General features: G+C 54.3%; 13 protein-coding genes. 7 read left to right on the top strand and 6 right to left on the bottom strand.

What is annotated here, in order from left to right:
* Together FFS64_RS31360 and FFS64_RS27795 are read left to right on the top strand one after the other, a co-directional pair.
* A partial coding sequence (locus FFS64_RS31360) for a hypothetical protein (RefSeq protein ID WP_218571095.1) occupies positions 1-583 on the top strand: 583 nt, incomplete at its 5' end.
* Positions 584-917: 334 nt separating this feature from the next.
* Positions 918-4,322: a TM0106 family RecB-like putative nuclease gene (locus FFS64_RS27795; RefSeq protein WP_137807981.1), complete on the top strand. Its 3,405-nt coding sequence runs from the start codon at positions 918-920 to the stop codon at positions 4,320-4,322.
* Positions 4,323-4,375: 53 nt separating this feature from the next.
* Here the strand turns inward: FFS64_RS27795 and FFS64_RS31365 are convergent, their stop codons facing one another.
* A complete protein-coding gene (locus FFS64_RS31365) occupies positions 4,376-4,540 on the bottom strand; it encodes a hypothetical protein (protein ID WP_171017148.1) in 165 nt (54 codons plus the stop codon).
* 148 nt (positions 4,541-4,688) lie between these two features.
* On the opposite strand from FFS64_RS31365, the gene FFS64_RS27800 reads away from it, so the two are divergent.
* Positions 4,689-5,246 (top strand): hypothetical protein, encoded by a 558-nt coding sequence (locus tag FFS64_RS27800; RefSeq protein WP_137807982.1) that lies wholly within the window; start codon positions 4,689-4,691, stop codon positions 5,244-5,246.
* Positions 5,247-5,414: 168 nt separating this feature from the next.
* Complete coding sequence (locus FFS64_RS27805; protein ID WP_171017149.1) at positions 5,415-5,912, top strand: hypothetical protein; 498 nt, start codon at positions 5,415-5,417, stop codon at positions 5,910-5,912.
* A gap of 267 nt (positions 5,913-6,179) precedes the next feature.
* On the opposite strand, the gene FFS64_RS27810 is transcribed toward FFS64_RS27805, so the two are convergent.
* The gene (locus FFS64_RS27810; protein ID WP_137807983.1) at positions 6,180-7,028 is read right to left on the bottom strand and encodes a YafY family protein; all 849 of its coding nucleotides are present in this window, start codon (positions 7,026-7,028) and stop codon (positions 6,180-6,182) included.
* Between the two features lie 234 nt (positions 7,029-7,262).
* On the opposite strand from FFS64_RS27810, the gene FFS64_RS27815 reads away from it, so the two are divergent.
* Genes FFS64_RS27815 through FFS64_RS27825 form a run of 3 tightly spaced genes read left to right on the top strand, consistent with a single transcriptional unit; the run spans position 7,263 to position 9,206 of the window.
* Positions 7,263-7,553, top strand: a complete 291-nt coding sequence (locus FFS64_RS27815) for a multiubiquitin domain-containing protein (protein WP_137807984.1) — start codon at positions 7,263-7,265, stop codon at positions 7,551-7,553.
* The gene (locus FFS64_RS27820) at positions 7,528-8,727 is read left to right on the top strand and encodes a ThiF family adenylyltransferase (RefSeq protein WP_137807985.1); all 1,200 of its coding nucleotides are present in this window, start codon (positions 7,528-7,530) and stop codon (positions 8,725-8,727) included. Before FFS64_RS27815 ends, FFS64_RS27820 begins: the two co-directional genes overlap by 26 nt.
* The gene (locus tag FFS64_RS27825) at positions 8,724-9,206 is read left to right on the top strand and encodes a DUF6527 family protein (RefSeq protein ID WP_137807986.1); all 483 of its coding nucleotides are present in this window, start codon (positions 8,724-8,726) and stop codon (positions 9,204-9,206) included. The genes FFS64_RS27820 and FFS64_RS27825 overlap by 4 nt, the downstream gene beginning before the upstream one ends.
* A 269-nt stretch (positions 9,207-9,475) precedes the next feature.
* On the opposite strand, the gene FFS64_RS27830 is transcribed toward FFS64_RS27825, so the two are convergent.
* The 4 genes from FFS64_RS27830 to FFS64_RS27845 form a co-directional block, all read right to left on the bottom strand.
* The gene (locus FFS64_RS27830; protein WP_137807987.1) at positions 9,476-12,673 is read right to left on the bottom strand and encodes a type I restriction endonuclease subunit R; all 3,198 of its coding nucleotides are present in this window, start codon (positions 12,671-12,673) and stop codon (positions 9,476-9,478) included.
* 278 nt (positions 12,674-12,951) lie between these two features.
* Positions 12,952-13,158, bottom strand: a complete 207-nt coding sequence (locus FFS64_RS27835; protein WP_137807988.1) for a hypothetical protein — start codon at positions 13,156-13,158, stop codon at positions 12,952-12,954.
* Positions 13,155-14,417 carry a restriction endonuclease subunit S gene (locus tag FFS64_RS27840; protein WP_137807989.1) on the bottom strand — a complete coding sequence of 421 codons (1,263 nt, stop codon included), beginning with the start codon at positions 14,415-14,417 and terminating at the stop codon, positions 13,155-13,157. Before FFS64_RS27840 ends, FFS64_RS27835 begins: the two co-directional genes overlap by 4 nt.
* Positions 14,414-16,048, bottom strand: a complete 1,635-nt coding sequence (locus FFS64_RS27845) for a class I SAM-dependent DNA methyltransferase (RefSeq protein WP_137807990.1) — start codon at positions 16,046-16,048, stop codon at positions 14,414-14,416. Before FFS64_RS27845 ends, FFS64_RS27840 begins: the two co-directional genes overlap by 4 nt.
* Positions 16,049-16,159: the final 111 nt, after the last annotated feature.

Below are 16,159 nucleotides of genomic sequence, written 5' to 3' on the forward strand. Positions count from 1 at the left end.
CCTGGCCCAAAAGCTCTCCACTCTTATCGTTGCTTTTAGTCATAAACATAACCGTTTGCCTATCCCTTATCGTAAGGGGGAAACGGTGTCCTGTCTTTCATGGGGCTCGTTCAAGACCTTAGGTCGGTGCCTAGATCCTCAAACTCGGAAGCAGGTGAGTTTCAGGCAGGATGTCTACGCCAGTGTGGGGGTCCTTGCCCAAAACTGGGACGGCATCAAACGTGAGATCGAGGTCATGATCACGACTCGCCAATACGTAGCGTTCTTCGACTATATGCGTTCATTGAAAGGCTTGGGGACCGGCGAGAAAAGCATGCTGATAAAGATCCCTCTGGTCATGCGAGAGTTGCGTTGTCAGCTTTATCCATCGATTCCAGGTGAGTTCTGCTGTGTGCCGGATGCTCGTGTCTATGATGCGTTAAGTGCGATGAACCGAGACCACAACAAGCGTATAAACCTGACGCATCACGCTGGCAGCGTAAAAAAACTGATCAACGCCTCTGCGAAGATTTATCAGCTGTTCGGTGATTTGTATGACCTGCCGTTGTTCGCTTATGTTGACCTTGGCCCGAACGGCGGGTGACGGTTACGAGGTGCAAATCCACATGGACCCGCTTTCGCATGGCTGATGCTATCAATTGGTAAATATTGGCCGCCCGTATTGGAGCAAAGAAGTGGATCGAACTGCGTGGCCTCTTGGACCATATCGGCCGAGTCGTTCGAGTTGTGGTTGGAGAGGATGGAATGACATGTAGTTTGGGGGCTGAACGAGCCCATTTCGAGCTACATGTGGGAAAGCTATCGCACGTCCCGTGACGTCACGCTAGGTTTGTAGATGGACTTGTGGGGAGCCACCCGGTACTCCATGCGATGGGCGCCTCGCCGTGCTGGGGCAGTCAATACAAGGAAACGTAGGCATGCAAATCGTCGATGGTAACCGGCTTTACTCCGCTTCAGATCTTTGCGGTTTTCTAGAATGCGAGCACCTGACGGCTCTCGACATGGCCCACCTTGTATCGCCTATGGAGAGGGCACCAGAAACTGAGGAAAATCGCCTGATTCAGGAAAAGGGCCTTGAGCATGAGGCGGCCTACCTTGAACGGCTGAAGCTTGAGTATCCAGTAGTGGTGGATATCGCTGCGAGTGGCGCGCGGTCTATCTCAAAGAAGGTCGAGTTGACACGGGAAGCGATGCAGGCCGGTGCCGATATCATTTTCCAGGCGACGTTACAGGACGATGTTTTTATTGGTCATGCCGACTTTCTCCGAAAGGTTGCACTGCCCTCAGATCTTGGTGATTACAGCTACGAGGTGATCGATACCAAGCTGGCGAAAACGCCCAAAGCAAAGTTCATTGTCCAGTTAGCGCTGTACTCCCAGCTGCTGGTTCCATTGCAAGGTGTTCGTCCTCACTTCATGCATGTTGTGCTCGGTGATGCAGTGCGTAGCGAACGGCCATTTCGTGTGGCAGATTACGCAGATTATCTCGATCAGGTTCTTCAGCGCTTCGATGCTTTTGTCTCTGCCCCACAGCCGTCAACCACCTATCCTGATCCTTGTGATCATTGCCGCTTTTGCGGGTGGCGCGACCTTTGTGCCATTCAACGCGAGCAAGATGATCATTTGTCTGCGGTCGCGAATATCAGCAAGTCCCAAATCAAAAAATTGCAAAGCGCCGGTGTTCAGACCTTGGAGCAATTGGCCAACATTCCGGAACGTATTTCCATTCCCAAACTTAACGGCGAGTCCTTGAGTAAATTGAGGCATCAAGCCCGTCTGCAACACCTGGGCCGTCATAGCGATGCACCAATTTACGAACTGTTGCCTCCGCAGGCTGGGCTGCGTGGATTCGGCCGTATGCCTGAGCCAGCGGAAGGCGATCTTTTTTTTGATATGGAGGGGGATCCGCTTGAAGAGGGCGGTTTGGAGTATTTGTTTGGCTTGTACATTGATGAGGCAGGGAGCCAACGCTTCCTGCCTTTTTGGGGGCACTCTCGTACAGAAGAGAAACAAGCGTTCGAAGCCTTCATCGATTTTTTGATGGCGCATTTGGCGCGCTATCCGCAAGCCTACATCTATCACTACGCCAGCTACGAAGAGACAGCGATCAAGCGTTTGATGAGCCAGCACGGCACCCGTGAGACTCAAGTTGACTGGTTGCTGCGGAACGGCAAGCTGATCGATCTGTATAAGGTGGTGCGGGAGGCGATACGCGTTTCCGAACCGAGCTACTCGATCAAGTACATCGAACATTTCTACATGGAAAGACGGGTTGGCGAGGTGACCAGTGCCGGCGCGAGCATCGTGTTTTATGAACGTTGGAAGCAGAGCGGTGATCCTGAACTGTTGGAAACCATTGAGCGCTACAACGAGGATGATGTGCGCTCCACTTACTTGCTGCGTAACTGGCTGCTTGCGATCAACCCCGATGGCAGCAATTTTGCCGCGACGAATGTGGGGACCGTCGAAGTTGATCCTGTTGCCGTAGGGGCCAGCGAACAGGAGATTCGCCTGGAAAGTTATCGTCAGCGCCTTATTGGTCAGTTGCCGGAGGATGAATCGCAGTGGGATGACGAGGCGCTTGTTAAGGCGTTGATTTTTCAGTTGCTTGATTTTCATCGGCGCACCGAGAAGCCGGTGTGGTGGGATATGTTCAAGCGTCAGGACATGGCGAGGGATGAGCTTCTTGAGGATATCGAGAGCCTGGCTGGGTTGACACGCACAACACAGCCACCCGTACCGGAAAAGCGCTCATTCCTTTATCAATACCGCTTCCCCGAGCAGGAGACCAAGCTGCGTATCGGGTCGCAGGGAATGGTGGTCGAAACACTGAGCGCGATTACTCTGCATGAATTGGACATGGAAAACCGATTGGCGACCTTTAAGGCCACTGCCGAACGGCAACCTCCCGAAGACTTTGATATGGGACCCGGTGGGCCAATTAATAGCAACGTTATTCGCGAAGCATTATTCCGCTACGCCGATGCGGTTCTGGCAGGTGGTGGGCATTTTCAAGCGGTGGAAGACTTTTTGTTTCGTCGCTCACCCAGAGTGATTGGCTTGGAAGCCGGGACGGCCCTTTTAGCGGCTGGACTGGATCCTCTCGATGCAGTCAAGCAGGTGGTGCGTAACCTCGACCATAGTGTGCTGTTCATTCAGGGGCCTCCGGGTGCTGGTAAAACGTATACGGGGTCTCACCTGATAGTTGATCTGCTGCAAGCTGGCAAGCGGGTCGGGATTACCTCTAACTCTCATCACGCGATCAACAACTTGCTTGCTGCGATAGAAACCTGTGCTGAGGCGTCTGGTTTCAACTTCGTCGGCTTGAAAAAATCCACTCAGGGGGCTGAGGAGAGTCGTTTTGCCGGGCGCTGCATCACGTCCCAAGATGACAAAACGAAATTGTTGGCCGCATGGAACTCGGGAGCACGTCTTGTCGCTGGTACTGCTTGGCTGTTCGCGGATGATGCATTTAGCGAAGCGTTGGATTACCTGTTCATTGACGAAGCTGGTCAGGTCAGTGTGGCCAACCTCGTGGCGATGGGGATGTCAGCCCGCAGTTTGGTGCTGATGGGCGATCAGATGCAATTATCGCAACCGATTAAGGGGACGCATCCAGGGCGCTCAGGAGATTCGATCCTGGATTATCTGCTTGATGACGTGGCCACGATTCCCACGGATCGTGGGGTATTCCTGGCGCAGACATGGCGTATGCACCCTGAGGTGTGTTCCTTTATTTCCGATGCGGTGTACGACGGACAATTAACATCGGCCCCGGGAACCGAGCGACAAGTACTGGTGCTGGATGGCGAGCGTCCTGAGATACCCGATTGCGGGTTGTATTTTTGTGCGGTGGAGCACGACGCCAATAGCCAAAGCTCAGAGGAGGAAGCCGCTGTCGTCCGCGACCTCTACTGCTATTTCCTAGGGCAAACTTATGTAGATAAGGATGGCGAGGTGCACCGGGTCGACGTGGACAATATCTTGGTTGTCGCACCGTATAACCTTCAGGTGCAATTGCTCAAACGGGAGCTGCCGGCCGGCGCCCGAGTCGGGACGGTGGACAAGTTTCAGGGGCAAGAAGCCGAAATTGTGATTGTATCGATGGCAACTTCGAATGAAGACTATTTACCTCGGGATATTGGTTTCCTCTACTCGAAAAACCGCTTGAATGTAGCGGTCAGTCGAGCCAAAACCTTGGCTTGTGTGATAGCCAGTCCAGCCTTGACGGCCATCCGCTGCAAGACACCAGAGGAGATGTCGCTGGTAAATACACTTTGTAAGGTAGTTAAAAGTGGATCAATGACGCGCGACAGAGTGTAGAGCTGACGGTGCGCCGCTCCAACGGGCGGCGCAGTTTTGCTCGAAAAGTACTCTCAGCGAACTTGCGTCGGTGCGTTAATGCATTTGTAGCCAGGGTACTGGGCTTCGGCGGTGATCTTAGCCATGTTTGAGGTCACGGCTTGCACCGTGATGCTGAAGTTGGCCTGGGGGCCTGCGTTGGCGACCACGCGCTGCATAAAAGCTGAATAGATTTTCATCAGGTGAGGCTCCTTGTTTGTTGATCTCCTAGCCTAAGCCGTTTGACGACAACCTGTGTCGCGGTTGATTTTTTGCGACTCGTGCTGACTTGCCCTTCGAAGCCCGCTTTATCTAAACACGACTCACGTTAATCAGGAGCCCAAACCAATGCAGGACATATTTCTGTTGGAGCCTCAAACGAAGGTAGACCGTAAGAAGTCCTACATTCGATCTTACCCACATATTCTCGCGCAATTACAGACAGGGTCGGCATTAACCGAGCGAGATTTTGTCTGCGGAGCGCACATCGTTTACGGCTGGATGCCGACCATCTTGGATCTGTACCCAACGGCTGAACGGACATTGCAGCAGGGAGCCAACTTACTCAACAAAGCGCGTGTCAATGGAGTTTTGAATCAATGCGAATTGGCCGAGCTGGCGGCTCTAGTCAACAATTCGGTGGTAGGGGCGTCCAAGCTGCTGCACTTTGTTAATCCCGATGCTTTCGCCATTTGGGATTCGAAGATCTATCGCTTTACTCATGGTCATGCGGCTCATCAGTACAGAGTGAACAATACGGAGGCTTATTTGAAATATCTGGGCCAGTTGAGTGAGCTTCGAAAAGACGGACGGTTTCCAGGCCTTCACTCTTCGGTCAACGAAAAAATGGGTTACCCAGTGTCACCGCTCCGAGCCATCGAAGTGGTGATGTTTCTAAATGCTTGAGTGATGTGAGTGAGTGTGAAATTGACCGAGAGGTAGGCATTCCGACCTCTCGTGGCGCGTTGCTCTCTGTGGAACAGGTTGGAGCACGGTCTCGCAAAATGGCATTTATGGGCGCGGAATCGTTACGCCACTTTCGCTCAGCCCTGGACTGATCACCTGGAGAAATCGTTGAATTTTCAACAAGCTTATGCCGCCCTAGAAAGCCTGATTCATAGCCTCCCTAGCCTCTTTTCAGATGTCACGGTCAATTTCGCGTTCGGCGAAAATAGACCAGCCATAGGGAACTGGTTAGATCCACTAAACTTAGGCCTCCTCGCGACCGGTGATGGCGTTGGTTCCAAGAGCGGGGTGTACTTTTTTGGCTCGCCGGAGGGCGAGATTATCTATATCGGCAAGGCGACCAAAAACAATCTGCATCACCGAGTATGGGGCCATGTGAAAACCCCGCAGGTCGAGCTTGATGGCAGACGAACTTTTCCAAAGCATGGGTTCAGTGAGCACTCTTATACACCTGAGCAAACGGCTTGTATCCTCGGAGGTGATGCCTTTTTGGGGGTGGTGACAGTGTCTGATCCCGAGCTTGTATCAATGGTTGAGGTGTACCTACATACCGTGCATGTCAAAACACATGGTTGCCTTCCCTGCCTCAATAAACAGATTGGATAGGCGGCGAATGATTTCGCTTGGCAAAACCCCTGCTGACAGAGCTACACCATCCAAGGAATGTAGGTAACAGCACGACTGTTGCCATCAGGGTCTCTGGTGGTGCGCTCACTTGTCTACAGTCCTCAAATTAGAGATCTGCTCAAAACCATGGCATACCAGCTAGGTGGGTACTACAAACCGGCGTATCGCAATTGAGCCTTTCCGGCTGAGGTCATTCCGAGGCTCATCGAACGGCTTGAGGGCTGCGCGCTGATAGAGTGACTCTGCTCATGGGGCAAACGACCAAGCAGGAACACCGGCTGCGAGAAGCTCGTGCTTGTTCTCAAGGTAAAGGTGTTGAGCCTTTGGGTTGCCGGTTGCTGAGTCAGTGACATCTATATTCCACTGCCGGAGAAAGTAGCCGACGAGGCATGCCTTTAGCTCAACATACTTGGCCTCTTCTGTTATGTCGTAATCAAGGCGAATGGTGTCAGGATGCTCGGCTGCTGGATGCGGAACAAGCCTCAAGCGAACGTCAGCTGTCCAATGTGCGTCGTTATCGAGCTTGGCATCTGAATGATCTCCAGGGTGGGCGGAAGTGAATCGCGAGAGGTTGAAGTCCCGAAAGTCTTCTTTAGCATGATCGAAGCAGCGTACATGCCAGCGCAATCCGTCATGCACCATCGCCAGTGGGGACAACACGCGCTCTCGGTGTCCACTGCTCATCGATCCGTATTCAACCGTCATCTTCCGGCCCAGGTAGATGCAACGTGTAATCGTGCTCACCAGGGATAACGGAATCTTTCTTTTGATGCTGGAGCTGATCCAGCCAGGTAGACGCTTGGCATGCTCTGAGTCCATGGCGATTGCTCGCTCACCGACGAGTGAGAACAGCGCCTGATCAACGTCATGCTGGAAGTGGGGTTTACCTTCGGACAGGACGTAACACTTTTGCCGCAGGTCATAACGCAGTACATCGGGAGCCAACTCTGAGTACAGGGACAGATCTTTCGTGGCCGCTGGTTCACTGATCCCAAAACGGGACACTAGATCTTTTCGACTGACCTGGCCGGTGAACAAGGCGAGGAACTCAATGTAGAACAGTCGTTCGCGCTGGATGTCTCGTTGCTGATCCATATGTTGGCTTAGCTTAATTTCGCATGAGTAGAATTTTTCAGTTTAGCAGGTGAGCATAAAAAAAGTGACAGAATAAAAAATATTATGTGATAAAAAGAATTACGTGATAAAAAGTATTTGCATTTTCTTGGTCTGGGCGTATAGTCATGGCTGTGGTGCCTGGTTTGGACAAGTGTAGATTTCGTCTAGGCGCCCCAATCCTTGGTTTCACCTTCGCTATGTAGGAGCATTTCAATGAGCCAGCCTGACAAGCCCGAACACCCGCACGATCCCGCGAACCCGGATCACGGCAAGCCGAATCAAACCCACATCATCGTCAATGGCCGGCCGCGCACAGTCGAAGGTGATCAGGTCTCCTACGCCCAGATCGTGGCCATGGGCTCCGATGGCTCGGACCCAAGTCAGGCCTTCTACACCGTGCAATACACCGGGCCACACGTCCCTGACGGCACTCTTGCCGAAGGCCAGACCATGAAGGTTTATAACGGGATGAAGTTCGATGTCTCCAAAACCAACAGGTCTTGATTCAGCGGTTCAGCAGCTCATAGAAGAGGGCTACGAAGTAGAGATTCTGCATAGCTTCCTGCTGATCCACTCCGTACCCTACGTCACGCCTGAACGGGAAATTAAACTGGGTACGCTGGTTTGCGCTTATTCAGGCACGCCAGGCGTAGCTGGTCGGCCGAACGATCACACCGTATGGTTTGCGGGCGCGACACCTTGCAAGGCCAGTGGCGAACCCTTGGCGGAGGTCATCAATAACTCGAATGAGTGTGTGCTGTTTGACCAGTTCAAGGTTAACCACTACTTCTCAAACAAGCCGGCATCGAACCCTACCTTCCCAAACACTTACCACGAGAAAATCAGCCACTACGCTGAGGTTCTTGCTGCCCAAGCGCGAGTTATCGACTGCGATGCCGACCCTAAGACCGGTAAGGCCTTTCCTTCGCGGGACGTAGACTCGGTTTTTCGTTACGGCGACTCAGCATCGTCACGGGCGGGCATCACGGCAATCGCGCAAAAACTCCAATTGGCCAAGGTCGCGATTGTCGGTGCTGGCGGTACGGGGAGCTACATACTGGATTTGGTGGCGAAGACCCCGGTGCGTGAAATCCATCTGTTCGATGAGGATGAGTTCAAACGGCACAACGCCTTCCGCGCTCCTGGCGCGGCAACTCTGGAAATGTTGGAAACCCGTCCGGCAAAGGTTGATTACCTGCACGGCATTTACACCCACATGCACAAAGGCGTAGTTGCCCACCCATACCATCTGACATCGACTAATATCGGCGAGCTGGAGCAATTCAGTTTCGTGTTCGTGTGCGTAGACGATGGCCCCGCGCGCGGACTGATCTGCGGGCACTTGCGACATGCCGGCATTCCGTTCATCGATGTTGGGATGGCCATCAACAAGCAGGACGAGACCTCAAGCCTGCGAGGTACATGCCGGGTGACATTGGGAACCGTCCAGAAGAACGATCACCTGGAGAGGCTGCTTGATATTGAGCCTGAGCAGGGGGATGCGCTTTACCGGAGCAATATTCAGGTCGCTGACATGAACGCGCTCAATGCAGCATTGGCCGTGATCCGCTGGAAGCAGCATTGCGGGTTCTACTCCGATCAAGAGCTAGCCCACAATCAGACCTTTACGGTTGCGCTCCAATCGCTCGCACGCTCTGAATTTGGTGTCACTGAATGAGGCAGGCCAGTATCACTCCAGAGTTCGTCGAGATCATCCCAGATAAGCTGGTCGACGGCGTGCTGTACATCAGCGAGAGGTACGGCACTGCGCTGCACAAATGCTGCTGTGGCTGTGGGCAGGAAGTGGTCACCCCGCTCAAACCTTCTGGCTGGAAGGTCATGCGAGACGGCGGGAAAGTATCCTTGGCCCCCTCCATTGGCAACTGGACATTTCCCTGCCGGTCGCACTACTGGATTCGGCGTAATCAAATTGTCTGGGCGGGGGCGTTCAGCGACCAGATGATCAAGCGCGTGCAGGCCCGTGATCGCCGTGACATTGATCTGCATATTGCAAGGGTGAATGCCCAAAAGGCAGACGCGCAGGGGCACGTTCATCAACCGACAGATCAAGATCCGGGCGACAGAGGGTTCACATGGGGCGACCTGATAACGGCCTGCCTCGCCCGAGTTAAGGCCTGGTGGCGCGGTCGTAGGTGATTCGACCCGCGCCAGAGATAACGGGCTGGCGCTGATCCCGTTCGGTGGGGTGGCCTTTGCAGCAATTGATGGGCGTGTGGTTCTAATGGCGTCACATCGGAGCAATGTCGGCCTGCGCTGGGTGTAATTGGGCATTATGGTCAATCGACCCCCTCATGTCACCCATGTCTGGGGAGAGTCCCAATGGGGACTGGTGGCCAACACCCCGGTCGCTGGTCGACCGGAAGTAGGCCAGCTGGTCGATGTCTTTCCTGCTGCGGTCAAGTTATCTAATGCGCCGAGGTGTACACACCCGAATTACGCTCCGGATAACTCTCATACACATGCTCAAACACCGCTGAGCATTTCAGGTAGTAGAGTTCAGGTGTATAGGCGCGAGGCAGACCGAGGTCCAGAGTGTCTTCGATGGCTAACTTCAATTGTGAGCGCGCTGTGGACTTCTGTCGCCAGTTGATGACGAGCAACTCCTTGAGGCGGGCCAGCAGTTCGCGGGCGGCTTTCTTGACCGCAGTACGCTCTTCCGGGCTGAGGTCTGGGGCAGGACGAGTGAGGATGTCGAAGATGACTAGCTCTTCCTCAGTCACGTTCTCGCGGACATGCCGCTCCTGCTCCTGATTCAAGTTGTTACTTAGGTCTAACAACTCCTGATAAAGCTCTTCAATACTGCGACTGCCAGCGTTGTAGCTCTCAATCAGCGCTTCAAATTTCTCGGCAAAGTCGGCACGAGTGCGGTTCAGCTGAATCATTTTTTCAAGCTTGGCGCGAATCGCCGCCTTGAGTTGCTCAAGGTCGGTGTTCTTGTGCTTGGCTTCTTTGAAGCGCTTGGCCAATGCTTCGAAGTTTATCTTTGATAGATCCAGCGCTGGAGGCCCTTCCTCGCGGATGGCATGCCCGGTGATGGAGTCATCCAGCAAATTGTTGATGTTATTAATTACCAGCGAAATGTCAGGCGGGTTCGGGCTCAGACTGGTGCGGATACAATCAGCCAGCGTCGATATGCAGGCAACACGACTGGCAAACTCCAGCGCAGACGGATCAGGTTTGACTGCCTGGTACAGCGTGCTGACCAGCCTTTCATGCGCAAAGAAATCACGGCGCAATGAATCAGGTGAGATCAGTTCGTTCATTGCGTCAGCGATGCACTGCAAGCGCTCTAAGCCACCAACGGGTGTTGCCTCGATCTCATCCAATATCACGCCATGAGCGGCGCAGAACGTGGTCGCTTCAGCAACTGTATTGCGCAAATCTTCAATCAGCTGCTGCTTATCTTTTACCGGCTTCTTGCCGTTCTTACCTGCGCCATAGATGGCCAGCGCCTTTTCCAGGGAGGCGAAGACGTTGGCGTAATCGACGATGACACCGCTGTGTTTACCAGGGAAAACACGGTTGGCACGCGCAATAGTCTGCATCAACGAATGGTTACGCATCGGTTTGTCGAGGTAGATCGTCGAGCAGCTTGGTGCGTCGAAGCCGGTCAGCCACATGGCGCAAACAAAGGCGATGCGCAGCGGGTCTTCCGTATCCTTGAACTTCTCATCCAATCCCGGATTCGACTCGAACATCCTTTTGCGATGTGGTTCGATATCTAACCCAAGGCTCTGCATTTGCTGAATTTCGTTTTGCCCTGGTGAAACAATCAGCGCCATGTCGGTGCTGGTCAGCACCTCTAGGCGCTGTTTCAGTTCGGCTGCGCGCGCATCGCGTCTTGCCTGGTCTGGGGTCATTTCCCCGGTACGGGGCTGGTATGCGAGTTCACCCAGTTCCTTCTGTACTTTTACGGTTTCACCAGCCCAGTACTGTTTAACCTTGTCGTGCATGCGCAGCGCAGTAGCCTTGTCGATGCACACCACCATCGCCTTACCGACGAAGCCACGACCCAGGAAGTGACGCACGATGTCGACCGCCACGGTGTCCAGTCGGTCATCACGGGTGATCAGATGATATTGCCGACCTAGTTCGCGCTCCAGCTTGGCTTCTTGGTCCGGGTCGAGTTCGGCATCTTCGATCAGTTGGTAGATGTCCTCGTTCAAGTTCGGGTTGATAAGCTGTAATTCTGGAGTGCGGTTCTCGTAGAACAGCGGCACGGTGGCGCCGTCTTCGATGGACTGCTGGAAGTCATAGATCGAAACGTAGTCACCGAAGATTTCTTTGGTCCGCTCTTCGCCGGTAATCAGCGGCGTGCCGGTAAAGGCCAGAAACATCGCCTTGGGCAATGCCGCACGCATGTTCAGCGCCAGCGTGTCGTATTGGCTGCGATGCGCCTCGTCGGTGAGTACGATCACATCAGAGCGGTCACAGAGCATCTCCGGTGTCTGGAATTTATGCACTAGGGTGAACACGTAGCGGTGGTTGCCGCGCAACAGTTCGCGCAGGTGAGCGCCACTGGCGGCATGGCACTCATCCCCTTCGGCCTCACTTACCGCGCCGGTAGATTTGAAGGTTTTGGCAATTTGCTCGTCCAATTCCACCCGGTCGGTAACGACCACGAAGGTCCAATTACCGACCAGCTTGCGCAGCACCTTCTGGGCGAAGAACACCATCGAGAAGCTCTTACCGCTGCCCTGGGTCTGCCAGAACACGCCGCCGCGCCCATGGCCCAGCTTGCGCGCTTCCAGCATCGAGGCGATGGCATTGTTTACGCCGAGAAACTGGTGGTTCTGCCCGATGATTTTGACCAGCCCGGCCTTGTGTTCGGAAAAAAGCGTGAAGTTCTCCACCAGGTCCAGCAGGCGACTAGGGTCGCATGTACCTCGCAGCATCACTTCCAGCGACACCCGGCGCGGCTCATCTTCGCGTTCGATACGCTTCCATCTGACCCAGCGCTCCCAGTCGGCGGTCAGCGAGCCAACCAGGCTGTCCGTGCCATTGGAAGCAATCATCAGTGCGTTAAACCAGAACAGCCCAGGAATCTGCTGTTTGTAGTGCGTCAGATTCTCGTCGAATGCAGCGCGTGCAGGCACTCCGGGCTTCTTCAGCTCGATCACCACCCAGGGCAACCCATTGACGAAGCCCACTAAGTCGGGTCGACAGGTATAGAGAGCGCCGGTCACGCTGAATTGGCTGACCAGCAGAAAGTCGTTGTTCTGCGGCTGCTCCCAGTCCACCACACGTAAGCGCTCAATCTTCTGGCCACCGTGTTCATGGTCGGGCACGGACACCGTGATGCCTTCCTTGAGCAGTTGATAGGTCTCGCGATTGGCGGCTTCCGCAAGCATGGCGGAGCGGTCGCGGGCCAGTTCGTCGATGGCGGCGGAGATGGCTTCAGCAGGTAGCGTTGGGTTGAGCTTGCACAGTGCCGCGCGCAGGCGGGCAGCCAGAACAACCTCGCTCTTGGTTTCGCGTCCCAGCGTGCCGCTGGGGCCGAAGGTTTCTTCCAGCGCCGACAGCGTCTGCCAGCCGAGATCAGCAAACAATCCGATGGCAGGTTGCTCGACGAGCTGGTCTTCACTGTAGGCGTAAGCGCTCATTTCTCGGTCGTCCTTGAGGTCAATCTAACCAGATGGCTAGCGCGGTAGCAGTGGGTCGCGGGGCTGAAAAGGCTTTGTCATCTTAAGGCTTTAATAATTAAGTTTTAGCACTTGGTCAATCCTTACCAGCCGTTGCGTGAGTCAGTCCAGATACTCATCCCATCTCCCTTCATCTTCAATGGGTGAATCTGGATACTAGGTTGCGACCCGACGAGTCATGGCAATGGGTAATTCCAGTCAATCCAGCTCAATCTCTAACTTGTCTTCGATTTCCTTTTTTATTTAGAGAGCTTGGCGAACTGCTGCTTGGCCGCTGCCCCGGAATCCAAAGCTCCAAGCAACAGCTCACTTAGCCTCAAGTCGTCCGCCAGCGTGTTCAAATTTTTGGCTTCAGTCAGCCACGGTGTGAAATCGTTCGCTTCATGTTTCCATGCCTCATGCAATGGCACGCGCTCCAGCTTACACAGGTTCTTTTTCATACTCATGCGGATGTTTCTACGTCGATCTGGCCGGAGAGCAGGCGCGGCAACAATAGGTCGCGGGTGCGGCGGAGGTTTTTGATTTGCTTACTATAGGTTTCTGCTGCGGATCTCATTCCCTTGACCGCAGACCCGAACTGACATTGCAGAACGGTTGGAGGCACTACCAGATCAATGTCTGCAATAGCCGCACGACCAAGTTCGGTCTGTCCAGTCGCGCCAGTTCCGAGGCGCTCAAAGGTCTCCTGAAGACTGAGCAGGCAGCAGCCATAGAAGTCGAGATCAATGTGGGATGCCGCACGGGAAATCGTCACATGGGTATCGATCGTGCATTTTTCAGGACATTCATAAACCTGCGCGACACGCCCAAGTGTGCCGACACCGGTTGAGTTGATTAGCACATCGCCGAAACAAATCTGCTTTTCGCTTGGTATAGCTTTGGATTGCCTGCGCGCGGGTTCAAGGTTTAGTCGCTGGTCACGGACGCACCTTTGGTTGATTACGACTGAATCACCCTCCTCGTCATATCGTGGCGTTATCCCTCGGTTGATATATGACGAGATGTTACCGAGCTTCTTTACCTCCCACCCCTGTGGAATCTCACCGAGGGGGGAAGTGATGCGATGCACGTTCTCGTGGCCGGGGAAGCGGAAGTGAACGAACCATTCGCGGTAGAGCGTACGGGCCATCGACTCCAGAATCTTAATGCGCCGCTGGCTGTTTTCGATTAGTTCGTCGTAGGCCGATAGAATGCCCGCGATGCGTTGCTGGACTGGAAGGGGGGGTACTACAACGGGCATGACCTTGAGTAACCCAATCGCCATTCGGACCTGACTTGCTGACCCTCGTGCGCAACTGATGATGTATTCATGGAACTCTTGACTACGACCAAGATAGCCAAGCCAGCGTTGGTCAATGTCAGGCGATGACGAGCGGATGCACACTGCATTCTGGTTGAGCAGAGCGCCGTCCGCACTGGCCGGAATTATTGCAGCCCGCCCCACAACCGATCCAGGCTGGGTTGGGTGAGAGCCAACCGTACAAATAACGAGATCACCTTTACGCAACCTATGCCTAAAGTACTTTTCGAACGAAGACTTTGGTAGAAACTTACAGGCAGTGAGGTCAACCGTTTCGTTCTTGATATCGGTGACGCGAACAACGGGCACGCCTTCATCGGAGTACTCGGTTTGATTCCAAGCACCTCCGTTTGTGAAGTCGGCAATAGCATCTAAGGTGGTCTGACTAAAGGAATTATTCGTCATGCGCTTAGAATTCCCGCCACATTAGTGGCAATGGTCTGTTCCAGCTTCCGCGCCTGGGCATTCAGAGATTCCAGTTCCTCATTCAGAATTTCCAGTTGCTCCTTGAAGTCTTCGTCGCTGGCCTCTTCGCCTGGCGTAACACCGACATAGCGGCCGGGATTGAGCGACCAGCCCTGGGCTTCGATTTCCTGAAGGGTGGCGGCTTTGCACAGTCCCAGCACATCTGTATATGCGGGCTGGTCACCGAAGATCTCCTTGAGCTTGCCTTGGGTATCCGCTCCCCCAAGAGTGAGGTCGAGTGCTTCGCCGCGATACAGACGTACCAAATTGGCTATAAAGCCGATCTGCGCGGCTGTCCAGTCACGGTGAGCGCGGTCGATCTGGCGGTAGATGTGGCGGGCGTCGATAAACAGCACGGTATCGGCACGCGGGGTGTTGGCCTTGCCCTTGTCGAGAAACCACAAAGTTACGGGAAGGGTAACGGTGTAGAACATGTTGGGGCCAACCGCGACCATCACGTCCACTGCCTGTGCTTCAATCAGCTTCTGCCGTAATTCCTGCTCGGAGGAGCGCGCATCTGAGGCCGAGTTGGCCATGACGAAGCCTGCGCGGCCTTGCTTGTTCAATGACGAGTAGAACAGCTGAATCCACAGGTAGTTGCCGTTGTCGGTGCGCGGCAAGCCAAAAGGGTAACGGCGTGACTTCCCTTGCGCATCGTGGCCAACCATCTCGGTCAGACGCTCTTTGTCTACGGCATTAACGTTGAACGGTGGATTGGCAAGTACAAAGTCGAACTGGCCGACGGCGTTGTGCGGGTCGTCATAGTAACTATTGATGTTGCCGCCATGGCTTATCTGGCCTTCCAGACCATGCACCGCCAAGTTGAGGCGGCACAGACGGCCGGTTTCATCGGTTTTCTCGACGCCACTGATGGAGAGTTCGGCGGCAGGATTTTTTCGGTGTTCGGCCACGAAGCGCGCCGACTGTACGAACATGCCGCCAGAGCCGCAGGCGGGGTCAAGAATGCGGCCATGGAAGGGTTCAATCACTTCGGTGAGCAGGCGCACAATGCTGCTAGGGGTGTAAAACTCGCCACCTCCCTGGCCCTCGCTCATGGCGAAGGCACCGAGGAAGTATTCGTAAATGCGGCCAAAGGCGTCGTAGTCGAGTGTGGCAGGTATCTCGGAGACCTTCTTCAGCAGCTCCTTGAGTAGGGTGCTGGTGAATAGGTTATAGGTCTTTGGCAGCACGCCAGCGAGCTTGGGATTGTGCTTCTCGATTTCACGCATAGCGGTGTTGACAGCACCGCCGATGTCGGATGCCTCGGGAAGGTTTAGCAGGTGGTCGAAGCGCGCTTCTTGGCTTAGGTACAGCGTGCTTTCCGCATGGTAAGCCTCCGGCACATCTACCCGGCTACCCCTGCGCGCTGAAGCACTTTCCGCTTCAAGCTTGCTGCGCAGCAAGGCAAAGCGCGCCTCTGCAAAGCGCAGGAAGATCAATCCAAGGATGGGGCCGGAGTATTCCTGTGCCTTCAAACCCGAGTTGGCGCGGAACTGGTCAGCGGCATCCCATAGGCGTTTTTCAAGCGAGTTGGCGGTAGCGTCTTTTTCGGAGGGGGCGATCCATTGCATGGTCTGTATTTCTCAATCTGGTGCAGCTTGTTAATTGGCGCGCAGGGCTTGCTGGGGCTGAAACGGTGACCTCAAATTAGTCACCTCAGTTCTTACAGCTCATTTTGCTTG

This window comes from Pseudomonas sp. G(2018), assembly GCF_005502415.1.
Classification (GTDB): Bacteria; Pseudomonadota; Gammaproteobacteria; order Pseudomonadales; family Pseudomonadaceae; genus Aquipseudomonas.

Bases quoted from the DNA above. Each gene is read 5' to 3' on its own strand.
- FFS64_RS27835 (WP_137807988.1), bottom strand. From the start codon at position 13,158: ATGAGTATGAAAAAGAACCTGTGTAAGCTGGAGCGCGTGCCATTGCAT.
- FFS64_RS27800 (WP_137807982.1), top strand. From the start codon at position 4,689: ATGCAGGACATATTTCTGTTGGAGCCTCAAACGAAGGTAGACCGTAAG.
- FFS64_RS31365 (WP_171017148.1), bottom strand. From the start codon at position 4,540: ATGAAAATCTATTCAGCTTTTATGCAGCGCGTGGTCGCCAACGCAGGC.
- FFS64_RS27795 (WP_137807981.1), top strand. From the start codon at position 918: ATGCAAATCGTCGATGGTAACCGGCTTTACTCCGCTTCAGATCTTTGC.
- FFS64_RS27815 (WP_137807984.1), top strand. From the start codon at position 7,263: ATGAGCCAGCCTGACAAGCCCGAACACCCGCACGATCCCGCGAACCCG.
- FFS64_RS27830 (WP_137807987.1), bottom strand. From the start codon at position 12,673: ATGAGCGCTTACGCCTACAGTGAAGACCAGCTCGTCGAGCAACCTGCC.
- FFS64_RS27810 (WP_137807983.1), bottom strand. From the start codon at position 7,028: ATGGATCAGCAACGAGACATCCAGCGCGAACGACTGTTCTACATTGAG.
- FFS64_RS27840 (WP_137807989.1), bottom strand. From the start codon at position 14,417: ATGACGAATAATTCCTTTAGTCAGACCACCTTAGATGCTATTGCCGAC.
- FFS64_RS27825 (WP_137807986.1), top strand. From the start codon at position 8,724: ATGAGGCAGGCCAGTATCACTCCAGAGTTCGTCGAGATCATCCCAGAT.
- FFS64_RS27820 (WP_137807985.1), top strand. From the start codon at position 7,528: ATGTCTCCAAAACCAACAGGTCTTGATTCAGCGGTTCAGCAGCTCATA.
- FFS64_RS27845 (WP_137807990.1), bottom strand. From the start codon at position 16,048: ATGCAATGGATCGCCCCCTCCGAAAAAGACGCTACCGCCAACTCGCTT.